Genomic DNA, 21,630 nt, shown 5'->3' with positions numbered 1-21,630 from the left:
CGGAAACCGGCGCGAAAGCGCGGGTGAAGATAGCGGCACAAGACGAAGGAACGAGCTGCGACCATGGCGGGACAGAAGATCCGCATCAGGCTCAAGGCCTACGACCACGAGGCGATCGATGCCAGCGCGCGCAAGATCGTCGAGACGGTGACGCGCACCGGCGCCTCGGTCGTCGGACCTGTGCCGCTGCCCACCGAGAAGAACGTTTACTGCGTCATCCGCTCGCCGCACAAGTACAAGGACTCGCGCGAGCACTTCGAGATGCGCACGCACAAGCGGCTGATCGACATCCTCGACCCGACGCCGAAGACGGTCGACGCGCTGATGCGCATCGACCTCCCGGCGAGCGTCGACGTCAACATCCAGTAAGCGTTGGGCGAGCGGCGGAGATAAGAACTCATGTCTGACAGGCAAGTTAAGGGCATCCTGGGCACCAAGCTCGGCATGACCCAGGTCTTCGGCGAGGGCAACCGGATCGTTCCGGTGACCGTCGTGCAGGCCGGGCCGAACGTGGTGACCCAGATCCGTACCCAGGACAACGACGGCTACCAGGCCGTGCAGCTGGCTTTCGGCGCCGTGGACCCGCGCAAGGTCAACAAGCCCGAGACCGGCCACTTCCAGAAGGCCGGCGTGACGCCGCGGCGGTACCTCGCCGAGCTGCGCACGACCGACGCCGACAGCTACGAGATCGGTCAGGAGATCACCGCCGAGGTGTTCCCCGCCGGCTCGGAGGTCGACGTCACGGGCACCAGCAAGGGCAAGGGCTACGCCGGTGTCATGAAGCGTCACGGCTTCAAGGGCCAGGGCGCCAGCCACGGTAACCAGGCCAAGCACCGCGCCCCCGGTTCGATCGGTGGCTGCGCCACCCCCGGCCGTGTCTTCAAGGGCCTGCGGATGGCCGGCCGCATGGGTGGCGTCAAGGTCACCACGCAGGGCCTGACCGTCCACGACGTTCGTGCCGAAGAGGGCCTGATCCTGATCAAGGGCGCCGTTCCCGGCCCCAAGGGCAGCCTCGTCTTCGTCAAGACCGCCGCGAAGGGTGGTGCGACCGAATGACCAGCGTCGAGCTGAAGACCCCGGCAGGCAGTGCCGAGGGCACCGTGGAGCTTCCCGCGGAGATCTTCGACGTGCAGGCCAACGTGCCGCTGATGCACCAGGTCGTGGTGGCCCAGCAGGCCGCCGCGCGCCAGGGCACGCACGACACGAAGACCCGCGGCGAGGTCTCCGGTGGCGGCAAGAAGCCGTACCGGCAGAAGGGCACCGGCCGCGCCCGCCAGGGTTCGACCCGCGCCCCGCAGTTCGCCGGCGGTGGCACCGTCCACGGCCCCACGCCGCGCGACTACACCCAGCGCACCCCGAAGAAGATGAAGGCCGCCGCACTGCGCGGTGCCCTCTCCGACCGGGCGCGCGCCGGTCAGGTGCACGTCATCACGGAGCTGGTGCCGGGCGAGAAGCCCAACACCAAGGACGCGAAGAAGGCCCTCGCGGCCGTGACCCAGGCCAAGCGCCTGCTGGTCGTGCTGCACCGCGAGGACGAGCGGGGCTGGCTGTCGGCCCGCAACCTGCCGAACGTGCACCTGATCAACCCCGACCAGCTCAACACCTACGACGTGCTGGTCAACGACGACGTGGTGTTCACCAAGGCCGCGTACGACGCCTTCATCGCCGGGCCCACCAAGGGCAAGCCGGTCAAGGCTTCCGCGCGCGCCAGTGAGGTTGAAGGGAGTGAAGCGCAGTGAGCAGCGTTGCCATCCCGGACCCTCGTGACATCGTGCTCGCGCCGGTGATCTCCGAGAAGTCCTACGGGCTCCTCGAGGACCACAAGTACACGTTCGTGGTCCGGCCGGACGCCAACAAGACGCAGATCAAGATCGCCGTCGAGCAGATCTTCGGCGTCAAGGTCGTCAGCGTCAACACGCTGAACCGGCAGGGCAAGCGCAAGCGGACCCGCTTCGGGTACGGCAAGCGCAAGGACATCAAGCGCGCCGTCGTGACGCTGTCCGCCGAGAGCAAGCCGATCGAGATCTTCGGCGGACCCGCCGCGTAAGGGACTGAGCAGACAATGGGTATTCGCAAGTACAAGCCGACGACGCCGGGCCGTCGTGGCTCGAGCGTGTCGGACTTCGCCGAGATCACCCGGTCGGAGCCGGAGAAGTCGCTGCTGCGCCCGCTGAGCAAGAGCGGTGGCCGCAACTCGTCGGGCAAGATCACCACCCGGCACAAGGGTGGCGGTCACAAGCGCGCCTACCGGGTCATCGACTTCCGGCGCAACGACAAGGACGGCATCCCGGCCAAGGTCGCGCACATCGAGTACGACCCGAACCGGTCCGCCCGCATCGCGCTGCTGCACTACGTCGACGGCGAGAAGCGCTACATCATCGCCCCCGAGAAGCTGCGCCAGGGCGACAAGGTGGAGAGCGGTCCGCGCGCCGACATCAAGCCGGGCAACAACCTGCCGCTGCGCAACATCCCGGTCGGCACCGTGGTGCACGCGATCGAGCTCCGCCCCGGTGGCGGTGCGAAGATCGCCCGCTCCGCCGGGGCCCGCGTGCAGCTGGTGGCCAAGGATGGTCCGTACGCCCAGCTGCGGATGCCCTCGGGCGAAATCCGCAACGTGGACGTGCGCAACCGCGCCACGGTCGGCGAGGTCGGCAACTCCGAGCACGCCAACATCAACTGGGGCAAGGCGGGCCGCAACCGCTGGCGCGGCAAGCGCCCGACGGTCCGTGGTGTCGTGATGAACCCGGTCGACCACCCGCACGGTGGTGGTGAGGGCAAGACCTCGGGTGGTCGCCACCCGGTCAACCCGAACGGCAAGCCGGAGGGCCGCACCCGCCGCCGCAAGCCGTCCGACCAGCTGATCGTCCGCCGCCGTCGCACCGGCAAGAAGCGCTGAGCAGGGAGGTAAGAGAACATGCCACGCAGCCTGAAGAAGGGCCCGTTCGTGGACGACCACCTGCTCAAGAAGGTGGACGCTCTCAACGAGTCGGGCAAGAAGACCGTGATCAAGACCTGGTCCCGCCGGTCCACGATCATCCCGGACATGCTGGGCCACACCATCGCGGTGCACGACGGCCGCAAGCACGTGCCGGTGTTCGTCAGTGAGGCCATGGTCGGTCACAAGCTGGGCGAGTTCGCCCCGACGCGGACCTTCAAGGGTCACATCAAGGACGACCGGAAGTCGCGCCGCCGCTGAGCGGGCACACGAGAGTTAGGGAAAGCAAGCGATGACAGCCCCAGAAACCGCTCCGGCCCAGGTGGCCGTGGCGCGGGCTCGCTTCGTCCGGGACTCGCCGACGAAGGTGCGCCGGGTGATCGAGCTGATCAAGGGTCTTAGCGCCGCCGAAGCCCTCGCCGTGCTCCGGTTCTCGCCGTACGCGGCGAGCCAGCCGGTGGCGAAGGTGCTCGCCAGCGCCATGGCCAACGCCGAGAACAACCTCAACCTGGACCCGGACACGCTGTTCGTGCAGAACGCGTACGCCGACGAGGGCCCGACCCTCAAGCGCATCCAGCCGCGTGCCCAGGGCCGTGCGTACCGGATCCGCAAGCGGACCAGCCACATCACGGTCGAGGTCGTTTCGCGTCCGGAAGCGAAGAAGAGCGGTAAGAAGAAGGCAGGTGGCCGCTAGTGGGCCAGAAGATCAACCCGCACGGCTTCCGGCTGGGAATCACCACCGACTGGAAGTCGCGCTGGTACGCCGACAAGCAGTACGCGGAGTACGTGGCCGAGGACGTCAAGATCCGCAAGCTGCTCTCCACCGGCATGGAGCGCGCCGGCATCTCCAAGGTCGAGATCGAGCGCACCCGTGACCGCGTGCGCGTCGACATCCACACCGCGCGTCCCGGCATCGTGATCGGCCGCCGCGGCGCGGAGGCCGACCGGATCCGCGGCTCGCTGGAGAAGCTGACCAAGAAGCAGGTCCAGCTGAACATCCTCGAGGTCAAGAACCCCGAGGCCGACGCCCAGCTGGTCGCGCAGGGTGTCGCCGAGCAGCTGTCAAACCGCGTGGCGTTCCGCCGCGCGATGCGCAAGGCGATCCAGACCACCATGCGCTCGTCGCAGGTCAAGGGCATCCGCGTGCAGTGCAGCGGCCGCCTCGGCGGTGCCGAGATGTCGCGGTCGGAGCACTACCGCGACGGCCGGGTCCCGCTGCACACGCTGCGCGCGGACATCGACTACGGCTTCTTCGAGGCCCGCACCACCTTCGGCCGCATCGGCGTGAAGGTGTGGATCTACAAGGGCGACCTGGTCGGCGGCCTCAAGGCCAAGGCCGAGCGGGACGCCGCGGCCGCCAACGAGCGTCCGCGCCGTGAGCGTCCGTCGCGCCCGCGCCGTTCCGGCGCGCAGGGCACGACGCCGACCTCGACCGAAGCCGGCCGCGCCGCTGCCGCCGCGAAGGCCGACACGGATGTCGCGACCAGCGAGGCGCCCGCGCAGGGCTCGCCGGACGCGGCCGAGAAGACGGAGGGCTGAGGCGTGCTCGTCCCACGCAAGGTCAAGCACCGCAAGCAGCACTCACCGAAGCGTTCCGGTGCCGCCAAGGGTGGCACGAAGGTGACCTTCGGCGAGTACGGCATCCAGGCGCTTGAGCACCACTACGTGACCAACCGGCAGATCGAGTCCGCTCGTATCGCCATCACCCGGCACATCAAGCGTGGCGGCAAGGTCTGGATCAACATCTTCCCGGACCGCCCGCTCACCAAGAAGCCCGCCGAAACCCGCATGGGTTCCGGTAAGGGTTCGCCCGAGTGGTGGGTCGCCAACGTGAAGCCTGGCCGCGTCATGTTCGAGCTCAGCTTCCCGAATGAGACCCAGGCCCGCGAGGCGCTGCGCCGCGCGATCCACAAGCTCCCCATGAAGTGCCGCATCGTGACCCGTGAAGGTGGTGAGTTCTGATGGCGCAGGCAGGTGTCGCCGCCGCAGAGCTGCGTGAGCTCACCAACGAGGAGCTCGTGCTGCGCCTGAAGGAGGCCAAGGAGGAGCTGTTCAACCTCCGCTTCCAGATGGCCACCGGGCAGCTGGACAACAACCGCCGCCTCCGCACCGTCCGTGCCGACATCGCTCGGATCTACACGGTCATGCGGGAGCGCGAGCTCGGCCTGTCCGTTTCCCCCGACGCCGAGAATGAAGAAGGTGCTGCCTGATGAGTGAGCAGACCGAAGAGCTCGCCGCGCAGCCGGTCCAGAGCGCGGAAAGCGGTCGCAACTACCGGAAGGTCCGCGAGGGCTACGTCGTCTCGGACAAGATGGACAAGACGATCGTGGTCGAGCTCGAGGACCGCAAGAAGCACCGCCGCTACGGCAAGGTTCTCCGCTCCACCAGCAAGGTGAAGGCGCACGACGAGGAGAACACCGCCGGCGTCGGTGACCGCGTGATCCTCATGGAGACCCGCCCGGCCTCGGCCACCAAGCGGTGGCGGCTCGTGCGGATCGTGGAGAAGGCCAAGTAATCGGAGGCCCACCTCGGGCCTCCTCCGTTCCGCCAGGCTCACGAACCAGTGAGAACCGGCGCGACATACAGGAGTTGACGTGATCCAGCAGGAGTCGCGGCTGCGAGTCGCCGACAACACGGGTGCCAAGGAGATCTTGTGCATCCGCGTGCTCGGTGGCTCGGGACGGCGCTACGCGGGTATCGGCGACATCATCGTCGCCACCGTCAAGGACGCCATCCCGGCTGCCGGGGTGAAGAAGGGTGACGTGGTCAAGGCCGTCGTCGTCCGCACGACGAAGGAGCGGCGTCGCCCGGACGGCTCCTACATCAAGTTCGACGAGAACGCCGCGGTGCTCATCAAGAACGACAACGAGCCGCGCGGGACCCGTATCTTCGGGCCGGTCGGCCGTGAGCTGCGTGACCGCAAGTTCATGAAGATCATCTCGCTGGCTCCGGAGGTGCTCTGAACATGAAGGTCAAGAAGGGTGACACGGTCGTCGTCATCGCAGGCAAGGACAAGGGCGCCAAGGGCAAGGTCATCAAGGCCTACCCCGAGCGTGACCGTGTGCTGGTCGAGGGCGTGAACCGGATCAAGAAGCACACGCGGATCTCGCAGACCCAGCGTGGCGCGCAGTCCGGCGGCATCGTGACGCAGGAGGCCCCGATCCACGTGTCGAACGTGATGGTCGTGGACTCCGACGGCAAGCCGGCCCGCGTGGGCTACCGCATCGGCGAGGACGGCAAGAAGGTTCGCATCTCGCGCCGTAACGGTAAGGACATCTGATGACGACCGCAGAGAAGATCGTGCCGCGGTTGAAGACGCGGTACCGCGAAGAGATCAAGGGCGAGCTCCGCAGCGAGTTCGGCTACGAGAACGTCCACCAGATCCCGGGCGTGGTCAAGGTCGTCGTCAACATGGGTGTCGGCGACGCCGCGCGGGACAGCAAGCTGATCGATGGTGCGGTCCGCGACCTCGCGGCCATCACCGGTCAGAAGCCCGAGGTGCGCCGGGCGCGCAAGTCCATCGCGCAGTTCAAGCTGCGTGAGGGCCAGCCGATCGGTGCGCGCGTCACCCTGCGCGGCGACTACATGTGGGAGTTCCTGGACCGGCTGCTGACCATCGCGCTGCCGCGTATCCGTGACTTCCGCGGGCTGTCGGCCAAGCAGTTCGACGGCAACGGCAACTACACGTTCGGTCTCAACGAGCAGTCGATGTTCCACGAGATCGACCCCGACTCCATCGACCGCCCCCGCGGCATGGACGTCACCGTTGTCACCACCGCTACCACCGACGACGAGGGCCGCGCGCTGCTCCGCAAGCTCGGCTTCCCGTTCAAGGAGAACTGATGGCCAAGAAGGCTCTCATCGCCAAGGCGGCCCGCAAGCCGAAGTTCAAGGTGCGTGCCTACACGCGCTGCAACCGGTGCGGCCGGCCCCACTCGGTGTTCCGCAAGTTCGGACTGTGCCGGGTTTGCCTGCGCGAGATGGCGCACGCGGGCGAGCTGCCCGGCGTGTCCAAGTCCAGCTGGTAGGAACGACAGAAGCTCCCACTTCGCCACAGGCCCTTGCACGGCAGGGGAACCAGGCGAGAAAGGTTGAAGGTCACCATGACGATGACCGACCCCATCGCAGACTTTCTGACGCGTCTGCGCAACGCCAACTCGGCGTACCACGACGAGGTCGTGGTTCCGCACTCGAAGCTCAAGGCGAACATCGCCGACATCCTCAAGCGCGAGGGCTACATCTCGGGCTTCCGGGACGAGCCGGGTGAGAAGCACAAGAACCTCGTGGTGGAACTGAAGTACGGCCGCAACCGCGAGCGCAGCATCGCCGGTCTGCGCCGGGTGTCCAAGCCGGGTCTGCGGGTGTACGCCAAGTCGACCGAGCTGCCGAGCGTGCTGGGCGGGCTGGGCATCGCGATCATCTCGACGTCGGGCGGCCTCCAGACCGACCGGCAGGCCAAGCGCAATGGTGTGGGCGGGGAAGTCCTCGCCTACGTCTGGTAACGGAAGGGAGAGCAGGCATGTCGCGCATCGGTAAGCAGCCGATCACCGTCCCTTCCGGGGTCGAGGTGACCATCGACGGCCAGAACATTTCGGTGAAGGGGCCCAAGGGCACCCTTTCGCACACCGTCGCCGAGCCGATCACGGTCGAGCGCGGTGAGGACGGCGCGCTTCTGGTGAAGCGCCCGGACGACGAGCGGACCAGCCGTGCGCTGCACGGTCTGACCCGCACGCTGGTCAACAACCTGGTCGTCGGCGTCACCGACGGATACGAGAAGAAGCTCGAGATCCACGGTGTCGGTTACCGCGTCCAGGCCAAGGGCAGCAACCTCGAGTTCGCCCTCGGCTACAGCCACCCCGTGCTGATCGAGGCGCCGGAAGGCATCACCTTCAAGGTCGAGAGCCCGACCCGGTTCTCGGTGTCCGGCATCAACAAGCAGCAGGTCGGCGAGATCGCCGCGGTGATCCGCAAGCTGCGGCGCCCGGACCCCTACAAGGGCAAGGGGCTGCGCTACGAGGGTGAGCGCATCCGCCGCAAGGTCGGAAAGACGGGTAAGTGATCATGAGCGAAACGGCAACGAAGAAGCGGAAGCCGGTCGGCAAGGACATCTCGACCCGCCGCCGCGTCGCGAAGGCGCGCCGTCACTTCCGGCTTCGCAAGAAGATCGGCGGGACCGCCCAGCGGCCGCGCCTGGTGATCAACCGGTCCTCGCGGCACATCGCGGTCCAGGTGATCGACGACGTGGCCGGGAACACCCTGGCTGCGGCGTCCACCCTGGAGGCCGACGTGCGTGCGCTCGAGGGCGACAAGAAGGCCAAGGCCGCCAAGGTCGGCGAGCTCGTGGCCGCCCGCGCGAAGGATGCGGGCATTTCCAGCGTCGTGTTCGACCGGGGTGGCAACCGCTACCACGGCCGCATCGCCGCGCTGGCCGACGCCGCCCGCGAGGCGGGGTTGGAGTTCTGAGGACGATGCACACGTTCGTGAATGGAAGGAAAGCCTGATGCCGGGACGTACACGGCAGGGCGGCGGACAGGGCGGCCCCGGCGGTAACGACCGCGACCGCCGTGACCGCCGCGACCGCCGCGACGGTGGCCGTGGCGGGGCCGGCCAGGAGAAGACCCCGCACCTCGAGCGCGTCGTCGCGATCAACCGCGTCGCCAAGGTCGTGAAGGGTGGTCGTCGGTTCAGCTTCACCGCTCTGGTGGTCGTCGGTGACGGCGACGGTCAGGTCGGTGTCGGCTACGGCAAGGCCAAGGAAGTTCCCGCGGCCATCGCCAAGGGCGTCGAGGAAGCGAAGAAGAACTTCTTCCGCGTTCCCCGGATCGCCGGCACCATCCCGCACCCCATCCAGGGTGAGGAGGCCGCCGGTGTGGTCCTGCTGCGTCCGGCGAGCGCCGGTACCGGTGTCATCGCCGGTGGCCCGGTGCGTGCGGTGCTGGAGTGCGCGGGCGTGCACGACGTGCTGTCGAAGTCGCTGGGCTCCGACAACGCGATCAACATCGTGCACGCCACCGTGGCGGCCCTGAAGGGTCTCCAGCGTCCGGAGGAGGTGGCGGCCCGTCGTGGTCTGCCGCTCGAGGACGTCGCGCCCGCCCGGATGCTGCGGCAGCGCGCGGGACAGGGGGTCTGACCATGGCTCAGCTCAAGGTCACCCAGGTCAAGAGCAAGATCGGGACCAAGCACAACCACCGGGAGTCCCTGCGGACGCTCGGACTGCGCAAGATCCGGCAGTCCGTGGTCCGTGAGGACACCCCGGAGGTCCGCGGTCTGATCCACACCGTCCGCCACCTCGTGACTGTTGAGGAGGTCAAGGCATGACGGCCATCAAGATCCACCACCTGCGCCCGGCTCCGGGCTCGAAGCGCGAGAAGATCCGCGTCGGCCGTGGTGAGGGTTCGAAGGGCAAGACCGCCGGTCGCGGTACGAAGGGCACCAAGGCCCGGAAGAACGTGCCCGCCGGTTTCGAGGGTGGGCAGATGCCCATCCACATGCGGCTGCCGAAGCTGCGTGGCTTCAAGAACCGCTTCCGCACCGAGTACCAGCCGGTGAACGTCGGTGACATCGCCCGGGTCTTCCCGGACGGTGGCGACGTCACCAAGGAGCAGCTGGTCGCGCGCGGGCTGGTTCGCAAGAACGAGCTCGTCAAGGTTCTCGGCAACGGCGACCTGAACGGCGTCAAGCTGAACGTCACCGCCGACAAGTTCTCGGGCTCCGCCAAGGAGAAGCTCGAGGCTGCGGGCGGCTCGGCTAACGAGGCCTGATTTTTTACCCGTGACACGGCCCGTCGGTCTTCGCGACCGGCGGGCCGTTCTCGTGTGCGCCCATCCGGTCGCAGGTGCTGCTCTCTGCGGATGGCCTGTGACGATCGTGACGCTCTCGTGACGTGAGGGCCGTCGCGGCGGTGTCACCATCGGACCATGTCGTTCCCGGCGGCACCACGTCCCATGGGTTATCAGCCGGTCCCGTCGCGGCCGCCCGGGTGGCAGGGCAAGCGGATCGTGGGTTCCGTGCTGGCGCTGCTCGCCGCGGCGTCCGCCGTCACCGGCGCGTTTCTGGCGCTGTTCATCGGCGAGCTGCGGTTCCGGGGCGCGACACAGCTCAAGCTGACGGTGACCGGCTGGGACCTCTCCGCCGAAGCAGCCACTCCGGGAACCCCGACGACGACCTTCGGCGAACCGGTCCGCAACGGCTGGGCTCTCGGCGGCGCCGGGCTGCTGCTCCTCATCGCGGCCGCCGTCGGCCTCGCCGCCGCGCGGCGCACGTCCACGCCCGGCGTGAAGTTCGCCGCCGCGCTGCTGACCGGGATCGGCGCCGGCTTCCTCGCGGCGACCACGCTGTCGATCTTCCTGCAGGCGATCAGCCTGAACGAGAGCTTCCGCCCGACGGGCGCCGCGCAGAACTTCGCCGACGTGGCGGCCATCGGCAGGCTGGGGCTCGGCTTCTGGCTCGTCGTGGGCGCCACCGTGCTCGCCGTCGTGGCAGCGGTCCTGGCCGCGAGCCGGGGCAGACGAGCGCCCGCACCGCCGCCCCCGCAGTACGGCTACGACCCGATCACCCCGCGCTACGGCTTCCCGGCGCAACCGCCGTTTCCCCCGCAGCAGCAGACGGGCCCACCCGCCGCCGCCAGGGGAGAGGCACCCGCACCCCGGCGCGAGGAACAACCCGGTTCTTGATCCGGAGTGCCGGGCGCTCGCCCAGCGGCGGAAAACCCTGCACCGTGCGGTCGGCCCGAGCCCATAACACGGCCTACCTCACAGCCCGCCAACTCCCGGCTGTTAGAGTCGGGCGACGCGCTTCGGGGAGACATTTGCCCCGGAGCGCTGCTGGCTTGCCAGCGACCTGGTGTTTCCTGCCGGCCCGTGTGCCGGCCAAGCCGATCGTCGGTGACACCCACCGGCGACGCCGAGGAGGTCCCCCGCGTGCTCAGCGCCTTTCGCTCGGCTCTCACCACGCCGGACCTGCGCAAGAAGATCCTGTTCACGCTGTTGATCGTGGCCGTGTACCGGATCGGTGCGGTCACCCCGGCGCCCGGGGTCTCCTATCCCAATGTGCAGGCTTGCCAGGCAGGTGCCGACCAGTCGGGCATCTACTCCCTGCTGAACCTCTTCAGCGGCGGGGCGCTCCTGCAGCTGTCGATCTTCTCGACCGGCATCATGCCCTACATCACCGCCAGCATCATCGTCCAGCTGCTGACCGTGGTCATCCCGCGGTTCGAGGAGTTGAAGAAGGAAGGCCAGTCCGGCCAGGGCAAGCTGACGCAGTACACCCGGTACCTGACGATCGCGCTGGCGATCCTGCAGGCGACCGGTGTCGTGGCGCTCGCCGACCGCGGCCAGCTGTTCCCGGACTGCGCGCAGTCGATCATCCCGGACAACAGCATCTTCTCGCTGGCCCTGATCGTCATCACGATGACGGCGGGCACCGCGGTCATGATGTGGCTGGGTGAGCTGATCACCGAGCGCGGCGTCGGCAACGGCATGTCCGTCCTGATCTTCCTGAACATCGCGGCCCGCATCCCGGCCGAGGGCATGAACATCCTCAACGGCCAGGGTGGTCTGGTCTTCGCCCTCGTCTGCGTGTTCGGCCTGGTGATCATCGCCAGCGTCATCTTCGTCGAGCAGGGCCAGCGCCGGATCCCGGTCCAGTACGCCAAGCGCATGATCGGCCGCCGGATGTACGGCGGCACGTCGACCTACCTGCCGATCAAGGTGAACCAGGCCGGTGTCATCCCGGTCATCTTCGCTTCGTCGCTGCTGTACCTGCCCGACCTCATCAGCCGCCTGTTCGGCGACCCGACGAGCGGCTCGGGGTGGCAGGCGTTCCTGCAGACCTACGTGGTCAACCAGTCCAGCTGGGCCCACATCCTGCTGTACTTCGCGCTCATCATCTTCTTCACGTACTTCTACATCACGATCACGTTCAACGTGGACGAGCGTGCGGAGGAGATGAAGAAGTTCGGCGGCTTCATCCCGGGCATCCGCCCGGGCAGGCCGACCGCCGAGTACCTGAGCTTCGTACTCGGCCGGATCACCTTCCCGGGTTCGCTCTACCTGGGCATCATCGCGATCCTGCCAAACTTCTTCCTGTCCATCACGCAGGAGGGCAACAACCAGAACTTCCCGTTCGGCGGCACCGCGGTGCTGATCATGGTCGGCGTCGGCCTCGACACGGTGAAGCAGATCGAAAGCCAGCTGATGCAGCGGAATTACGAAGGGTTCTTGCGATGACGCGCCTGGTTCTTGTCGGCCCGCCCGGAGCAGGAAAGGGTACTCAGGCGGTAGCGCTGTCGCAGCGGCTCTCCATCCCGCACATCTCCACGGGTGACCTCTTCCGCGCTCACGTGGCGGAGCAGACGCCGCTGGGCGAGGAGGCGAAGCGCTACCTCGACTCGGGTGAGCTGGTCCCGGACAGCGTGACCAACGAGATGGTCCGCGAGCGCCTGGCCGAGTCCGACACGAAGGCCGGCTTCCTGCTGGACGGGTTTCCGCGCAACACCAAGCAGGCCCAGGTGCTCGGCGAGATGCTGGGCGAGTCGGACAGCAGGATCGACGCCGTCATCCAGCTCGACGTGCCCGAGGATGTCCTGGTCGAGCGCCTGCTGGGCCGCGGCCGCACGGACGACACCGAAGAGGTCATCCGCCGCCGCCAGCAGGTCTACCAGTCGGAGACCGCGCCGCTGCTGGACTACTACTCGGCCATCCTGGTGAAGGTGGACGGCGTCGGCGAGGTCGACGAGGTGTCAACCCGCATCGTGAACGCCCTCGACGCCCGCTCGTGAACCTGGTGCCCTCCGTGCTCCGCCGCCACCGCGGCATCGAGATCAAGAGCCCCGGCGAGTTCGAGGCGATGCGGGCCGCCGGCATCGTGGTGGCCCGCACCCTCGCGGCCGTCGCGGAGGCCGCCAAGCCCGGCGTCAGCACGGCCGACCTCGACGAGATCGCCGAGGAGACCATCCGCGCGGCTGGCGCGGTGCCCTCGTTCAAGGGCTACCACGGCTTCCCGGCCTCGATCTGCTCGTCGGTGAACGAGCAGATCGTGCACGGCATCCCGTCGAAGACCGCGGTGCTCGCCGACGGTGACCTGCTGTCCGTGGACTGCGGCGCCATCCTCGACGGGTGGCACGGCGACTCGGCGGTCACGCTGGCCATCGGCGCGGTTTCGGCCGCCGACCAGGCGTTGTCGGCCGCCACCCGTGCCGCGATGCTCGCCGGTATCGAGGCCGCCGTGCCCGGCGCGCGGCTCACCGACATCTCGCACGCCGTGCAGACCTCGGCGGAGACGTCGTCGGCCGCGGACGGCCGCGAGTACGGGCAGATCGTCGAGTACGGCGGGCACGGCATCGGCACCGAGATGCACATGGAGCCGTTCCTGCCCAACGTCGGCAAGCCGGGCCGCGGCCCGAAGCTCAAGAGCGGGATGGCACTGGCCATCGAGCCGATGCTGACCGGCGGCAGCGCCGAGACCGTCGAACTCGAAGACGGCTGGACGGTCGTGACCGCGGACGGCTCCCGGGCCTGTCACTGGGAGCACACGGTCGCCATCACCGACGCCGGCCCGCGCGTCCTGACCCTCCTGGAAGACGTCTGACCTGCGGTTTCACCCCTCCGGGCGCGTTCGGGCGTACCCTCGTCGGTGGCGTTGCCTACCACACATCACCCCGCCTCGCGAGGCGCGACACCGGCTGCGTAAACTGTCTAGTCGGCGTACTCATCACGCCGGTTCCAGTGTGCTCGCAGTGTGTTCATGAATGCTCGGGTTCTCGGGGTCGGGGTGGCGTGTGTGCCGGGTACGAAAGAGAAGCCACTCGCTGCTCTACCAAGTCACGAAACGCGGAGGACATGGCTAAGAAAGACGGGGCCATCGAGGTCGAGGGTCGGGTCATCGAGCCACTCCCCAACGCGATGTTCCGAGTCGAGTTGGAGAACGGTCACAAGGTCCTGGCACACATCAGCGGCAAGATGCGGCAGCACTACATCCGCATCCTCCCGGAGGACCGGGTCGTCGTCGAGCTGTCGCCGTACGACCTGTCTCGCGGTCGCATTGTCTACCGCTACAAGTGACACGGTGAGCAACGCATAAGGAAGCAGGAGACGTGAAGGTCCAGCCGAGCGTCAAGAAGATCTGCGACAAGTGCAAGGTGATCCGCCGCCACGGCCGGATCATGGTGATCTGCGAGAACCTGCGGCACAAGCAGCGGCAGGGCTGATCACCGCCTGCGCGACGCAGAGCGGACGGACAGCTGAACACCCTCCCCGCACCTGCCGGGCCGCACGGCCCGGCCGACCCCCGGACTCCAGGCCGGGGCCGGGACACCGGACACGCAAGTGCTCCGGACGACACGCGAGTCGGTCCCGGAACCGGGCGGGGAGCACACCTGGAGTGACGAAACACCAGAAGGAGCATCAAGCGCCATGGCACGACTCGCCGGCGTCGACCTCCCCCGCGAAAAGCGGTTGGAGATCGCGCTGACCTACATCTACGGCATCGGTCGTACGCGCTCGAAGGAGCTCATCGCGGCCACGTCGCTCAACCCGGACACCCGGGTGCGTGACCTGACCGACGACGACCTCGTCAAGCTGCGCGACCACATCGAAGAGAACTTCAAGGTCGAGGGTGACCTCCGCCGCGAGGTGCAGGCCGACATCCGTCGCAAGATCGAGATCGGCTGCTACGAGGGCCTGCGGTGGCGCCGCGGTCTGCCCGTCCGCGGTCAGCGGACCAAGACCAACGCCCGTACCCGCAAGGGCCCGAAGAAGACGGTCGCCGGCAAGAAGAAGGCTGGCAAGAAGTGAGCATCCAGGGCAAGAAGGTCGTTGCCGGCGCCGGGCAGGTGCGCCGCCGCAACAATTCGTGCGTTTCGCCGAAGGCCCTGTATGCCCGCCCGATGGCGCTTCGCCAGCTCTACACCGACGCCGGCTCGCTGATCCGGCAGGGACAGCGGGAGGCCCGCGAGGCCGCCGCTGCCGCCGCACAGACCGACAACTCGCGCTAGGAGAAACACCCGAACATGCCACCCAAGGCTCGCGCCGGGGCCAAGAAGGTCCGGCGGAAGGAAAAGAAGAACGTGGCCCACGGCCACGCTCACATCAAGAGCACCTTCAACAACACCATCGTGTCGATCACCGACCCGAACGGTGCTGTGATCTCGTGGGCCTCCTCCGGCCACGTCGGCTTCAAGGGCTCTCGCAAGTCCACCCCGTTCGCCGCCCAGATGGCGGCCGAGAACGCGGCCCGCAAGGCCGCCGAGCACGGGATGAAGAAGGTCGACGTGTTCGTCAAGGGCCCTGGCTCCGGCCGGGAGACGGCGATCCGTTCGCTGCAGGCCGCCGGTCTCGAGGTCGGCACCATCCAGGACGTGACCCCGCAGCCCCACAACGGCTGCCGCCCGCCCAAGCGGCGCCGGGTCTGAGGAACGGGGAGGAGTAACAACACATGGCTCGCTACACCGGCCCCGCGACTCGCATCTCGCGGCGCCTCAAGGTTGACCTCGTCGGCGGCGACCAGGCTTTCGAGCGTCGCCCCTACCCGCCCGGCCAGCACGGCCGCGGCCGGGTCAAGGAGTCCGAATACCTGCTCCAGCTGCAGGAGAAGCAGAAGGCCCGCTACACGTACGGCGTCCTGGAGCGGCAGTTCAGCCGCTACTACAAGGACGCCGCGCGTCGCCCCGGCAAGACCGGTGAGAACCTGCTGCAGATCCTCGAGTCGCGCCTGGACAACGTCGTGTACCGCGCCGGTCTGGCCCGGACCCGTCGTCAGGCGCGTCAGCTGGTGGCGCACGGTCACTTCACCGTGAACGGCGTGAAGGTGACCATCCCGAGCTACCAGGTCGAGAAGTTCGACATCATCGACGTGCGGCCGAAGTCGGCTCAGATGCTGCCCTTCGTGGCCGCCAAGGAGTCCTTCGGTGACCGGCCGATCCCCGGCTGGCTGCAGGTCGTGCAGTCGAACCTCCGCATCCTGGTGCACCAGCTCCCCGAGCGTGCGCAGATCGACGTTCCGGTTCAGGAACAGCTGATCGTCGAGTACTACTCGAAGTGATCGGTAGCGGCGGCGCGCACCCGCGTGCCGCCGCTTCGCCATCCCTTTCGGCGTCATATGGCGGGCGTCGGCAGGAAAGGAAGAGAAGAAAGTGCTGATTTCCCAGCGACCGGCCCTCGGCGAAGAGCCGATCAACGACACCCGGTCCCGGTTCACGATCGAGCCGCTGGAGCCCGGCTTCGGCTACACGCTCGGCAACTCGCTGCGGCGCACGCTGCTGTCGTCCATTCCGGGCGCGGCGGTGACCAGCATCCGCATCGACGGCGTGCTGCACGAGTTCACCACGGTCCCCGGGGTGAAGGAAGACGTCACCGACATCATCCTGAACCTCAAGGAACTGGTCGTGTCCTCCGAGGAGGACGAGCCCGTCACCATGTACCTGCGCAAGCAGGGCCCCGGTGAGGTCACCGCTGCCGACATCGTGCCGCCGGCCGGTGTCACCGTGCACAACCCGGATCTGCACATCGCCTCGCTCAACGGCAAGGGCAAGCTGGAGATCGAACTGGTCGTCGAGCGCGGCCGCGGGTATGTGCCTGCCCAGCAGAACAAGCAGGCGGGTGCCGAGATCGGCCGGATCCCGGTCGACTCGATCTACTCGCCGGTGCTGAAGGTCACCTACAAGGTCGAGGCGACCCGTGTCGAGCAGCGCACCGACTTCGACAAGCTGATCGTGGACGTCGAGACCAAGCCGTCGATCACCCCGCGCGACGCCGTCGCCTCCGCGGGCAAGACGCTGGTGGAGCTGTTCGGGCTGGCCCGTGAGCTCAACGTCGACGCCGAGGGCATCGAGATCGGCCCGTCGCCGCAGGAGGCGGACACCATCGCCGCCTACGCGATGCCGATCGAGGACCTGGACCTCACCGTCCGGTCGTACAACTGCCTCAAGCGCGAGGGCATCCACACGGTCGGCGAGCTGGTCTCGCGCAGCGAGGCCGACCTGCTCGACATCCGCAACTTCGGTGCGAAGTCGATCGACGAGGTCAAGATGAAGCTCGTCGGCCTCGGCCTCTCGCTGAAGGACAGCCCGCCCGGGTTCGACCCGACCGCGGCCGCTGCCTCCTACGAGGGCGGCGAGAGCTGGTCCGCCGAGGGTGTCGGCGGTCTGTCGGACAACGGCCACGACGACGGCCAGGACTACGCAGAGACGGAGCAGCTGTAAGGACGGCCGCCCGCCCCGGTGAGTGATCGTGCGGGGCGGGCGCCGGCCTGACAGCGGCCGGATTTACGAGGAGAAGCAATGCCCACCCCCACGAAGGGCCCCCGTCTCGGTGGATCCGCGGCCCACGAGCGGCTGATGATGGCGAACCTCGCCACGTCGCTGTTCGAGCACGGCAAGATCACCACGACCGAGGCCAAGGCCCGCCGGATGCGGCCGCTCGCCGAGAAGCTGATCACCAAGGCGAAGGTCGGCGACCTGCACAACCGGCGTCAGATCCAGCGCGTGATCCGCGACAAGGACGTGGTCCACAAGCTGCTGGCCGAGATCGGCCCGCATTTCGCGGACCGCAAGGGCGGCTACACCCGGATCACCAAGACGCTGCCGCGCAAGGGCGACAACGCCCCGATGGCGGTCATCGAGCTGGTGTCCGAGAAGACCGTCACCTCGGAGGCCGAGAAGGCTCGCGGGACCAAGTTCGCCAAGGACGAGGCCCCCGCCGCCGCGGCTCCCGCTGCCGAGGAGGCCAAGGCCGAGGAGACGACCGACCAGGACGCCGAGGCGCCCGAGTCGGCCACCACCGAGGCGACCGCCGACCCGGCCGAAGGCGCCGATGAGGCTGCTGCCGAGACGACGGACGACGCCAAGAAGGACGAGTCCTGACGGCTGAGTTTTCCCGCGACGAGCCCGCTTCTCCCGACAGGGAGGGCGGGCTCGTTCGTCTGCGCCTGGACGTCAGCTACGACGGCACGGGGTTCTCGGGGTGGGCACGCCAGCCGGGGCGACGGACGGTCCAGGGCTTGCTGGAGGAGGCGCTCGCCAAGCAGCCCCCTGGCGCCGCCGTGCCGAAGTCGGTCGTGGTGGCGGGCCGTACGGACGCCGGGGTGCACGCGACCGGGCAGGTCGTGCACGCGGACGTGGAGCCGTTCACCGGCCCGGCGGGACGCATCACGGTGGATTCCCGTGGCATTCCCGATCTGGAGCGGATGCAGCACCGCTGGAACCGGTTCCTGCCGGGCGATGTGCGGGTGCTGGACGCGCGGGTGGCTCCGGAGGGTTTCGACGCCCGGTTCTCCGCGGTACGCAGGCACTACCGCTACCGGGTCTCCGACGCTGCTTGGGGCGTCGATCCGCTGCACCGGTTCGACACTCTCGCGTGGGGACGCCCGCTGTCCCTGACGGCGATGAACGAGGCTTCCGAGGCACTGCTGGGCCTGCGGGACTTCGCCGCGTTCTGCAAGCAGCGCGCGACCGGCACGACGATCCGCGAGCTGCAACGCTTCACGTGGCGGCGCATCGACACGCACGTCGTGGAAGCCCAGGTCTCGGCGGATGCGTTCTGTCACTCGATGGTCCGCAGCCTGGTGGGCGCGATGCTGCTGGTCGGGGATGGTCGACGACCGGTTTCCTGGCCGGCGGATTTGCTGCGTGGTGGGGTGCGGGACAGTGCGGTGGCTCCGGCGCATGGCTTGACCCTGATCGGGGTCGACTACCCGGCGGATTCGGAGTTGGCGGTGCGGGCGGAGCAGACGCGGAACATGCGCGCGGCTTCCGAGGCGTCCTGAGTTATCCACAATCCACAGGGGTTGTCCACAGGGGTGTGGGTTGGGGTGTGGAGCCGCTACGCGGAGGGACTGTGGCCGCCCCGATTTTTCATTGTTTCTGCGGCCGAGCAGGCGGTGTCAAGGCGGGAAAGAGTACCTTGACTCCGCCTGATCGGCCGCAGAACTGGGCTGTGTATCGGGGTGCGGGGGAGGACTGGGCGGCTGGGTGGCCGGGTTCCGTTGCCGGGCGGCGGTTGTGCGGGTGAGTGGTGTCCCGGAAGAGCAAACACGCCGCCCGGAAGAGCCAACACGCCAACCGGAACGGCAAACACGCCAGCCGGAGCGGCCAACACGCCGCGCGCCGCGCCGTGTTGGCCGCTCCGGGCACCGTGTTTGCCGTTCCCGGCGGCGTGTTGGCCGCTCGGGGCGCCGTGTTTGCCGAACTCCACGTTCGCGGGCTGCGCCCGGCAGCGCGGAGGCGACCCGGCGCCTTGTCTGCCGGGCTTTCCTCTCCCGCAACCGATCCCCGGCCGTCGTTGGCGGTCGATCAGGCGGGTCAAGGCACGTTTTCCCGCCTTGACGCGTCTGCTCGATCGCCAAAACACTGACGGATCGGGTCCGGGAGGGGCAATCGACTGCGAGCTTGCGAGCCCGGCGCTTGAGAAACCCGCGTAGCGGCTACAAGACCTGCCTCAATCCCCGCGACGAACCGGTCCCAGCAGCTGCTGCTCCTTCGGCGTCGTCACCAAACGCAACGGCCGCCACAGGTTCTGGCCCAGCGCCACCACCTGGTCGTCCTTCAACGTCGTCAACTGGCGCACCATCTGGGGCGGCAGGCGCCAGATCCGGGCGGCCAGATCGGCCTGTCCGGCGGGCAGGCGCTGCATCAACACGACATCGGCCGCGTTCGCGATCGTCGTGGCCTGGGGGTGCAGGTAGGGCAGCACGTAGACCGTCGTGTGCCACGGTGAGCGGGGCGGGAACAGGTCCTGCGGGGTCGGGCCGCCGTCGGTGACCACGAGCAGCGGGGCGTCCTCCGACGGGCGCGGCAGTTCGACCGGTGACAGCCGCCGGATCGTCACCAGTGGCGACGGACGGCCGTTCGACTGGCCCGCGGCCTTCGGCAGCACCTGCCAGGCCGCGGGGCGACCGGTGGCGATGGTCACCCACGCCCCGACGGCCATCGCCCGCAGCGCAACCTGCCGGGCCAGGTACAGACCACCGACCAGCACGATGCGCGTCGGCTGGGCGCGCAGTGCCGAGATCGTCAGCGGCTCGCCCTTGAGGCCCGAACCGACGACGATGCCGCCCCGGTCACCGGACGGGCTGACCGCGTCCAGCAGCACCGGGTCCACCACGAACTCCGGCGCGACACCCGAGTGACGGCCCGGGTCACGAAGCCGCAGGCTCATGCGGTGCCTCCCATCGGCATCGTCGCGGCGAGCGCGTCGATCTGCAGGCCCCGCAGCGGGGTCAGCGACACGCCGGCGCGGTCGGCGAGCGAGTTGAGCCGCTCGTCCGCGGTGTCCAGTTCACGCGGGTTGCGTGCGCTCACCCGGACCACGCCACGCAGCGCGACCTTGCCCTCGTCCTCCGCGGGCGAAATGGCCATCGCCACCGTCGAGGACAGCGTCCGGACGCTCGTCAGCGCGTTCAGCGTGGTCGTGATCTTGCCCTTCGGCCAGCTGCTGATCGCGTAGCTGGCGTGACCGATGCCCGCCGCGGTCGCGCTGGTCCAGTTCTCCTTCAACGTCACCCGCGAACCCCCGGCGACGGCCGCGGTCAGCTCCGCGGCCGAGATGCCCGCGCGCAGCAGCTCGTCCGGGCTGAGCGGACGCGTCGGCACGCCCTGCGACTCCAGGGCGTTGCGGACCCGGGACAGCGCGCCGATCAACGCCCGGTGCGCGCCGACGACGCCGCCACCGCGTTCGCGGATCGCGTCCGGGCAGCGCCGCGGGTCCAGCCGGATCGCGACCCACGTCGTGCGCCGCGCCGCGGCGGGCAGCGGGCCGAGGACCTCCAGGTAGGACGTCAGGGCAGGTGAGTCGGCGGGCAGGGCCGCGCTGCCGGGGTAGCAGTGCCAGATCATCTGGATGGAGTCCAGGACGACGCCGCGGTCCTCCAGCGTCGGCGCCAGCGCCGAGAGCGGCAGGCTCGGCGCCCCGCCCGCCTGCGTGATCAGGGCGGGCGCCGGCTCGACGAGCAGGACCGCGGTCCACGTGCCGTCGTGCCAGGCGAGCCCGACTTCCTGCAGCTCGTGGTCCTTGCCGTGCGCGACCACGAGGTCCGGCACGACGAGCCGGAGCAGGCTGACGCGCGTGTCCTCCGGGCCGGTGACGGAGACCTCACCGGCGGCGATGGCCGGTGCGTCCGGCTTGGGCGGTGTCGACGCCCTGTCGTGGCCGCGGAACGAGTACCGCATGGTCAGACCCACCCATTGGGTGAACCACTGACCGCCCCACCGCAGGATCGCGACGATGAAGGCGACGGCGAGCACGCCGATGCCGACGTAGAGCAGTGACTCGTTGATCGCGATGAGGATCAGGCCGATCGCCAGCCCGATCTCCAGCACGACGAGGTTGGTCACCGGGATCGGGCCGAGCCGCGTGTTCAGGACGCGGCGGCGTGCCGGGGGAGCGACCGGTGCCGGGCGTTCGGCGGGCGGCTGCGCGGGCGGCGGACCGCTCGGGCCACCGGGACCACCCGGTCCTCCGGGGCCGCGGCCACCGGGCCCGCCTGGACCGCCGGGGCCTCCGGGTCCCCCCGGGCCTCCGGGGCCGCGTGGTCCGGCGGGGCCTCCCGGCCCGCCTGCCGGTCCTCCCGGCCTGCCCTGGCGCGGCGGCGGACCCTGCGGACGGCCCCTCGGCGGCGGCGAACCCGTCGGCCCGCCCGGACGTGGCGGAGTGGTGATCGACATCCGCTCGTTCTTCCCCTCGTACCTCTCGCGACCCCGACAG

Annotated in this window: 36 protein-coding genes; 34 read left to right on the top strand and 2 right to left on the bottom strand. The window is 68.7% G+C overall.

The features are described 5' to 3' along the window. Nucleotides 1-63 precede the first annotated feature (63 nt). From rpsJ to truA, 34 genes are all read left to right on the top strand, one after another. Nucleotides 64-369 carry a 30S ribosomal protein S10 gene (gene rpsJ, locus HNR02_RS05695; protein WP_003883485.1) on the top strand — a complete coding sequence of 102 codons (306 nt, stop codon included), beginning with the start codon at nucleotides 64-66 and terminating at the stop codon, nucleotides 367-369. Between the two features lie 30 nt (nucleotides 370-399). Next, entirely contained in the window at nucleotides 400-1,056 is a 657-nt protein-coding gene (gene rplC, locus HNR02_RS05690) for a 50S ribosomal protein L3 (RefSeq protein ID WP_179772141.1), read from the top strand. Continuing rightward, nucleotides 1,053-1,739 carry a 50S ribosomal protein L4 gene (gene rplD / locus HNR02_RS05685; protein WP_179772140.1) on the top strand — a complete coding sequence of 229 codons (687 nt, stop codon included), beginning with the start codon at nucleotides 1,053-1,055 and terminating at the stop codon, nucleotides 1,737-1,739. Before rplC ends, rplD begins: the two co-directional genes overlap by 4 nt. Continuing rightward, on the top strand, nucleotides 1,736-2,047 hold the full coding sequence (gene rplW, locus HNR02_RS05680; RefSeq protein ID WP_179772139.1) for a 50S ribosomal protein L23: 312 nt from the start codon (nucleotides 1,736-1,738) through the stop codon (nucleotides 2,045-2,047). The genes rplD and rplW overlap by 4 nt, the downstream gene beginning before the upstream one ends. A 15-nt stretch (nucleotides 2,048-2,062) precedes the next feature. Further along, on the top strand, nucleotides 2,063-2,896 hold the full coding sequence (gene rplB, locus HNR02_RS05675; protein WP_179772138.1) for a 50S ribosomal protein L2: 834 nt from the start codon (nucleotides 2,063-2,065) through the stop codon (nucleotides 2,894-2,896). An 18-nt stretch (nucleotides 2,897-2,914) separates the two neighbouring features. Next, nucleotides 2,915-3,196, top strand: coding sequence for a 30S ribosomal protein S19 (gene rpsS, locus HNR02_RS05670; protein ID WP_033384221.1), 282 nt, complete (start codon nucleotides 2,915-2,917; stop codon nucleotides 3,194-3,196). 31 nt (nucleotides 3,197-3,227) lie between these two features. Next, nucleotides 3,228-3,629 (top strand): 50S ribosomal protein L22, encoded by a 402-nt coding sequence (gene rplV / locus HNR02_RS05665; protein ID WP_179772137.1) that lies wholly within the window; start codon nucleotides 3,228-3,230, stop codon nucleotides 3,627-3,629. After that, nucleotides 3,629-4,474 (top strand): 30S ribosomal protein S3, encoded by an 846-nt coding sequence (gene rpsC / locus HNR02_RS05660; protein WP_179772136.1) that lies wholly within the window; start codon nucleotides 3,629-3,631, stop codon nucleotides 4,472-4,474. The genes rplV and rpsC overlap by 1 nt, the downstream gene beginning before the upstream one ends. Nucleotides 4,475-4,477: 3 nt before the next feature. After that, nucleotides 4,478-4,897 (top strand): 50S ribosomal protein L16, encoded by a 420-nt coding sequence (gene rplP / locus HNR02_RS05655; protein WP_179772135.1) that lies wholly within the window; start codon nucleotides 4,478-4,480, stop codon nucleotides 4,895-4,897. Then, nucleotides 4,897-5,145 carry a 50S ribosomal protein L29 gene (rpmC, locus tag HNR02_RS05650; protein ID WP_017986613.1) on the top strand — a complete coding sequence of 83 codons (249 nt, stop codon included), beginning with the start codon at nucleotides 4,897-4,899 and terminating at the stop codon, nucleotides 5,143-5,145. Before rplP ends, rpmC begins: the two co-directional genes overlap by 1 nt. Next, the gene (rpsQ, locus tag HNR02_RS05645; RefSeq protein ID WP_179772134.1) at nucleotides 5,145-5,450 is read left to right on the top strand and encodes a 30S ribosomal protein S17; all 306 of its coding nucleotides are present in this window, start codon (nucleotides 5,145-5,147) and stop codon (nucleotides 5,448-5,450) included. Before rpmC ends, rpsQ begins: the two co-directional genes overlap by 1 nt. A gap of 79 nt (nucleotides 5,451-5,529) precedes the next feature. After that, a complete protein-coding gene (gene rplN, locus HNR02_RS05640) occupies nucleotides 5,530-5,898 on the top strand; it encodes a 50S ribosomal protein L14 (protein WP_017986615.1) in 369 nt (122 codons plus the stop codon). A gap of 2 nt (nucleotides 5,899-5,900) precedes the next feature. Further along, complete coding sequence (gene rplX, locus HNR02_RS05635; RefSeq protein ID WP_179772133.1) at nucleotides 5,901-6,215, top strand: 50S ribosomal protein L24; 315 nt, start codon at nucleotides 5,901-5,903, stop codon at nucleotides 6,213-6,215. Next, the gene (gene rplE / locus HNR02_RS05630; RefSeq protein ID WP_179772132.1) at nucleotides 6,215-6,778 is read left to right on the top strand and encodes a 50S ribosomal protein L5; all 564 of its coding nucleotides are present in this window, start codon (nucleotides 6,215-6,217) and stop codon (nucleotides 6,776-6,778) included. The genes rplX and rplE overlap by 1 nt, the downstream gene beginning before the upstream one ends. Continuing rightward, complete coding sequence (locus HNR02_RS05625) at nucleotides 6,778-6,963, top strand: type Z 30S ribosomal protein S14 (protein WP_091505019.1); 186 nt, start codon at nucleotides 6,778-6,780, stop codon at nucleotides 6,961-6,963. The genes rplE and HNR02_RS05625 overlap by 1 nt, the downstream gene beginning before the upstream one ends. A gap of 75 nt (nucleotides 6,964-7,038) precedes the next feature. Beyond that, the gene (gene rpsH / locus HNR02_RS05620; protein ID WP_179772131.1) at nucleotides 7,039-7,437 is read left to right on the top strand and encodes a 30S ribosomal protein S8; all 399 of its coding nucleotides are present in this window, start codon (nucleotides 7,039-7,041) and stop codon (nucleotides 7,435-7,437) included. A gap of 17 nt (nucleotides 7,438-7,454) precedes the next feature. Continuing rightward, the gene (gene rplF / locus HNR02_RS05615; protein WP_179772130.1) at nucleotides 7,455-7,994 is read left to right on the top strand and encodes a 50S ribosomal protein L6; all 540 of its coding nucleotides are present in this window, start codon (nucleotides 7,455-7,457) and stop codon (nucleotides 7,992-7,994) included. 2 nt (nucleotides 7,995-7,996) lie between these two features. Continuing rightward, nucleotides 7,997-8,398 (top strand): 50S ribosomal protein L18, encoded by a 402-nt coding sequence (gene rplR, locus HNR02_RS05610; protein ID WP_218902671.1) that lies wholly within the window; start codon nucleotides 7,997-7,999, stop codon nucleotides 8,396-8,398. Nucleotides 8,399-8,435: 37 nt separating this feature from the next. Continuing rightward, nucleotides 8,436-9,065, top strand: coding sequence for a 30S ribosomal protein S5 (gene rpsE / locus HNR02_RS05605; RefSeq protein WP_094003903.1), 630 nt, complete (start codon nucleotides 8,436-8,438; stop codon nucleotides 9,063-9,065). A 2-nt stretch (nucleotides 9,066-9,067) separates the two neighbouring features. Then, nucleotides 9,068-9,253 carry a 50S ribosomal protein L30 gene (gene rpmD, locus HNR02_RS05600; RefSeq protein ID WP_020417566.1) on the top strand — a complete coding sequence of 62 codons (186 nt, stop codon included), beginning with the start codon at nucleotides 9,068-9,070 and terminating at the stop codon, nucleotides 9,251-9,253. Next, nucleotides 9,250-9,696 carry a 50S ribosomal protein L15 gene (rplO, locus tag HNR02_RS05595; protein ID WP_179772129.1) on the top strand — a complete coding sequence of 149 codons (447 nt, stop codon included), beginning with the start codon at nucleotides 9,250-9,252 and terminating at the stop codon, nucleotides 9,694-9,696. Before rpmD ends, rplO begins: the two co-directional genes overlap by 4 nt. A 156-nt stretch (nucleotides 9,697-9,852) precedes the next feature. Continuing rightward, entirely contained in the window at nucleotides 9,853-10,608 is a 756-nt protein-coding gene (locus tag HNR02_RS05590; protein WP_179772128.1) for a hypothetical protein, read from the top strand. Between the two features lie 246 nt (nucleotides 10,609-10,854). Further along, entirely contained in the window at nucleotides 10,855-12,162 is a 1,308-nt protein-coding gene (gene secY, locus HNR02_RS05585) for a preprotein translocase subunit SecY (protein ID WP_179775727.1), read from the top strand. Further along, nucleotides 12,159-12,713: an adenylate kinase gene (locus HNR02_RS05580; RefSeq protein WP_179772127.1), complete on the top strand. Its 555-nt coding sequence runs from the start codon at nucleotides 12,159-12,161 to the stop codon at nucleotides 12,711-12,713. The genes secY and HNR02_RS05580 overlap by 4 nt, the downstream gene beginning before the upstream one ends. Next, nucleotides 12,710-13,522 (top strand): type I methionyl aminopeptidase, encoded by an 813-nt coding sequence (gene map, locus HNR02_RS05575; RefSeq protein WP_312860912.1) that lies wholly within the window; start codon nucleotides 12,710-12,712, stop codon nucleotides 13,520-13,522. Before HNR02_RS05580 ends, map begins: the two co-directional genes overlap by 4 nt. 251 nt (nucleotides 13,523-13,773) lie before the next feature. Beyond that, a complete protein-coding gene (infA, locus tag HNR02_RS05570; protein WP_005443304.1) occupies nucleotides 13,774-13,995 on the top strand; it encodes a translation initiation factor IF-1 in 222 nt (73 codons plus the stop codon). A gap of 32 nt (nucleotides 13,996-14,027) precedes the next feature. Continuing rightward, nucleotides 14,028-14,141 (top strand): 50S ribosomal protein L36, encoded by a 114-nt coding sequence (gene rpmJ / locus HNR02_RS05565; RefSeq protein WP_004558882.1) that lies wholly within the window; start codon nucleotides 14,028-14,030, stop codon nucleotides 14,139-14,141. A gap of 205 nt (nucleotides 14,142-14,346) precedes the next feature. Further along, nucleotides 14,347-14,727, top strand: a complete 381-nt coding sequence (gene rpsM / locus HNR02_RS05560; protein WP_017986631.1) for a 30S ribosomal protein S13 — start codon at nucleotides 14,347-14,349, stop codon at nucleotides 14,725-14,727. Then, nucleotides 14,724-14,927 carry a hypothetical protein gene (locus HNR02_RS05555; protein WP_179772126.1) on the top strand — a complete coding sequence of 68 codons (204 nt, stop codon included), beginning with the start codon at nucleotides 14,724-14,726 and terminating at the stop codon, nucleotides 14,925-14,927. Before rpsM ends, HNR02_RS05555 begins: the two co-directional genes overlap by 4 nt. A 15-nt stretch (nucleotides 14,928-14,942) precedes the next feature. Then, nucleotides 14,943-15,344, top strand: a complete 402-nt coding sequence (gene rpsK / locus HNR02_RS05550) for a 30S ribosomal protein S11 (protein ID WP_017986633.1) — start codon at nucleotides 14,943-14,945, stop codon at nucleotides 15,342-15,344. A 23-nt stretch (nucleotides 15,345-15,367) separates the two neighbouring features. Next, nucleotides 15,368-15,973 (top strand): 30S ribosomal protein S4, encoded by a 606-nt coding sequence (gene rpsD, locus HNR02_RS05545; protein WP_179772125.1) that lies wholly within the window; start codon nucleotides 15,368-15,370, stop codon nucleotides 15,971-15,973. A 91-nt stretch (nucleotides 15,974-16,064) separates the two neighbouring features. Then, the gene (locus tag HNR02_RS05540) at nucleotides 16,065-17,132 is read left to right on the top strand and encodes a DNA-directed RNA polymerase subunit alpha (RefSeq protein WP_179772124.1); all 1,068 of its coding nucleotides are present in this window, start codon (nucleotides 16,065-16,067) and stop codon (nucleotides 17,130-17,132) included. A 78-nt stretch (nucleotides 17,133-17,210) separates the two neighbouring features. After that, the gene (rplQ, locus tag HNR02_RS05535; RefSeq protein ID WP_179772123.1) at nucleotides 17,211-17,792 is read left to right on the top strand and encodes a 50S ribosomal protein L17; all 582 of its coding nucleotides are present in this window, start codon (nucleotides 17,211-17,213) and stop codon (nucleotides 17,790-17,792) included. Nucleotides 17,793-17,857: 65 nt separating this feature from the next. Then, nucleotides 17,858-18,694, top strand: coding sequence for a tRNA pseudouridine(38-40) synthase TruA (truA, locus tag HNR02_RS05530; RefSeq protein ID WP_218903532.1), 837 nt, complete (start codon nucleotides 17,858-17,860; stop codon nucleotides 18,692-18,694). Between the two features lie 671 nt (nucleotides 18,695-19,365). On the opposite strand, the gene HNR02_RS05525 is transcribed toward truA, so the two are convergent. Further along, nucleotides 19,366-20,085 (bottom strand): hypothetical protein, encoded by a 720-nt coding sequence (locus HNR02_RS05525; RefSeq protein WP_179772122.1) that lies wholly within the window; start codon nucleotides 20,083-20,085, stop codon nucleotides 19,366-19,368. Continuing rightward, a complete protein-coding gene (gene eccE / locus HNR02_RS05520; RefSeq protein WP_179772121.1) occupies nucleotides 20,082-21,260 on the bottom strand; it encodes a type VII secretion protein EccE in 1,179 nt (392 codons plus the stop codon). Before eccE ends, HNR02_RS05525 begins: the two co-directional genes overlap by 4 nt. Nucleotides 21,261-21,630: the final 370 nt, after the last annotated feature.

The organism is Amycolatopsis endophytica (assembly GCF_013410405.1).
GTDB classification, from domain to species: domain Bacteria; phylum Actinomycetota; class Actinomycetes; order Mycobacteriales; family Pseudonocardiaceae; genus Amycolatopsis_E; species Amycolatopsis_E endophytica.
This window is presented reverse-complemented; position numbering and strand designations above follow the sequence as displayed.

Excerpts from the sequence above, each read along its gene's own strand:
- rpsJ (WP_003883485.1), top strand. The coding sequence starts at position 64 with ATGGCGGGACAGAAGATCCGCATCAGGCTCAAGGCCTACGACCACGAG.
- rplC (WP_179772141.1), top strand. The coding sequence starts at position 400 with ATGTCTGACAGGCAAGTTAAGGGCATCCTGGGCACCAAGCTCGGCATG.
- rplD (WP_179772140.1), top strand. The coding sequence starts at position 1,053 with ATGACCAGCGTCGAGCTGAAGACCCCGGCAGGCAGTGCCGAGGGCACC.
- rplB (WP_179772138.1), top strand. The coding sequence starts at position 2,063 with ATGGGTATTCGCAAGTACAAGCCGACGACGCCGGGCCGTCGTGGCTCG.
- rpsS (WP_033384221.1), top strand. The coding sequence starts at position 2,915 with ATGCCACGCAGCCTGAAGAAGGGCCCGTTCGTGGACGACCACCTGCTC.
- rplV (WP_179772137.1), top strand. The coding sequence starts at position 3,228 with ATGACAGCCCCAGAAACCGCTCCGGCCCAGGTGGCCGTGGCGCGGGCT.
- rpmC (WP_017986613.1), top strand. The coding sequence starts at position 4,897 with ATGGCGCAGGCAGGTGTCGCCGCCGCAGAGCTGCGTGAGCTCACCAAC.
- rpsQ (WP_179772134.1), top strand. The coding sequence starts at position 5,145 with ATGAGTGAGCAGACCGAAGAGCTCGCCGCGCAGCCGGTCCAGAGCGCG.
- rplX (WP_179772133.1), top strand. The coding sequence starts at position 5,901 with ATGAAGGTCAAGAAGGGTGACACGGTCGTCGTCATCGCAGGCAAGGAC.
- rplE (WP_179772132.1), top strand. The coding sequence starts at position 6,215 with ATGACGACCGCAGAGAAGATCGTGCCGCGGTTGAAGACGCGGTACCGC.
- HNR02_RS05625 (WP_091505019.1), top strand. The coding sequence starts at position 6,778 with ATGGCCAAGAAGGCTCTCATCGCCAAGGCGGCCCGCAAGCCGAAGTTC.
- rpsH (WP_179772131.1), top strand. The coding sequence starts at position 7,039 with ATGACGATGACCGACCCCATCGCAGACTTTCTGACGCGTCTGCGCAAC.
- rplF (WP_179772130.1), top strand. The coding sequence starts at position 7,455 with ATGTCGCGCATCGGTAAGCAGCCGATCACCGTCCCTTCCGGGGTCGAG.
- rplR (WP_218902671.1), top strand. The coding sequence starts at position 7,997 with ATGAGCGAAACGGCAACGAAGAAGCGGAAGCCGGTCGGCAAGGACATC.
- rpsE (WP_094003903.1), top strand. The coding sequence starts at position 8,436 with ATGCCGGGACGTACACGGCAGGGCGGCGGACAGGGCGGCCCCGGCGGT.
- rpmD (WP_020417566.1), top strand. The coding sequence starts at position 9,068 with ATGGCTCAGCTCAAGGTCACCCAGGTCAAGAGCAAGATCGGGACCAAG.
- rplO (WP_179772129.1), top strand. The coding sequence starts at position 9,250 with ATGACGGCCATCAAGATCCACCACCTGCGCCCGGCTCCGGGCTCGAAG.
- HNR02_RS05590 (WP_179772128.1), top strand. The coding sequence starts at position 9,853 with ATGTCGTTCCCGGCGGCACCACGTCCCATGGGTTATCAGCCGGTCCCG.
- HNR02_RS05580 (WP_179772127.1), top strand. The coding sequence starts at position 12,159 with ATGACGCGCCTGGTTCTTGTCGGCCCGCCCGGAGCAGGAAAGGGTACT.
- infA (WP_005443304.1), top strand. The coding sequence starts at position 13,774 with ATGGCTAAGAAAGACGGGGCCATCGAGGTCGAGGGTCGGGTCATCGAG.
- rpsM (WP_017986631.1), top strand. The coding sequence starts at position 14,347 with ATGGCACGACTCGCCGGCGTCGACCTCCCCCGCGAAAAGCGGTTGGAG.
- rpsK (WP_017986633.1), top strand. The coding sequence starts at position 14,943 with ATGCCACCCAAGGCTCGCGCCGGGGCCAAGAAGGTCCGGCGGAAGGAA.
- rpsD (WP_179772125.1), top strand. The coding sequence starts at position 15,368 with ATGGCTCGCTACACCGGCCCCGCGACTCGCATCTCGCGGCGCCTCAAG.
- rplQ (WP_179772123.1), top strand. The coding sequence starts at position 17,211 with ATGCCCACCCCCACGAAGGGCCCCCGTCTCGGTGGATCCGCGGCCCAC.
- HNR02_RS05525 (WP_179772122.1), bottom strand. The coding sequence starts at position 20,085 with ATGAGCCTGCGGCTTCGTGACCCGGGCCGTCACTCGGGTGTCGCGCCG.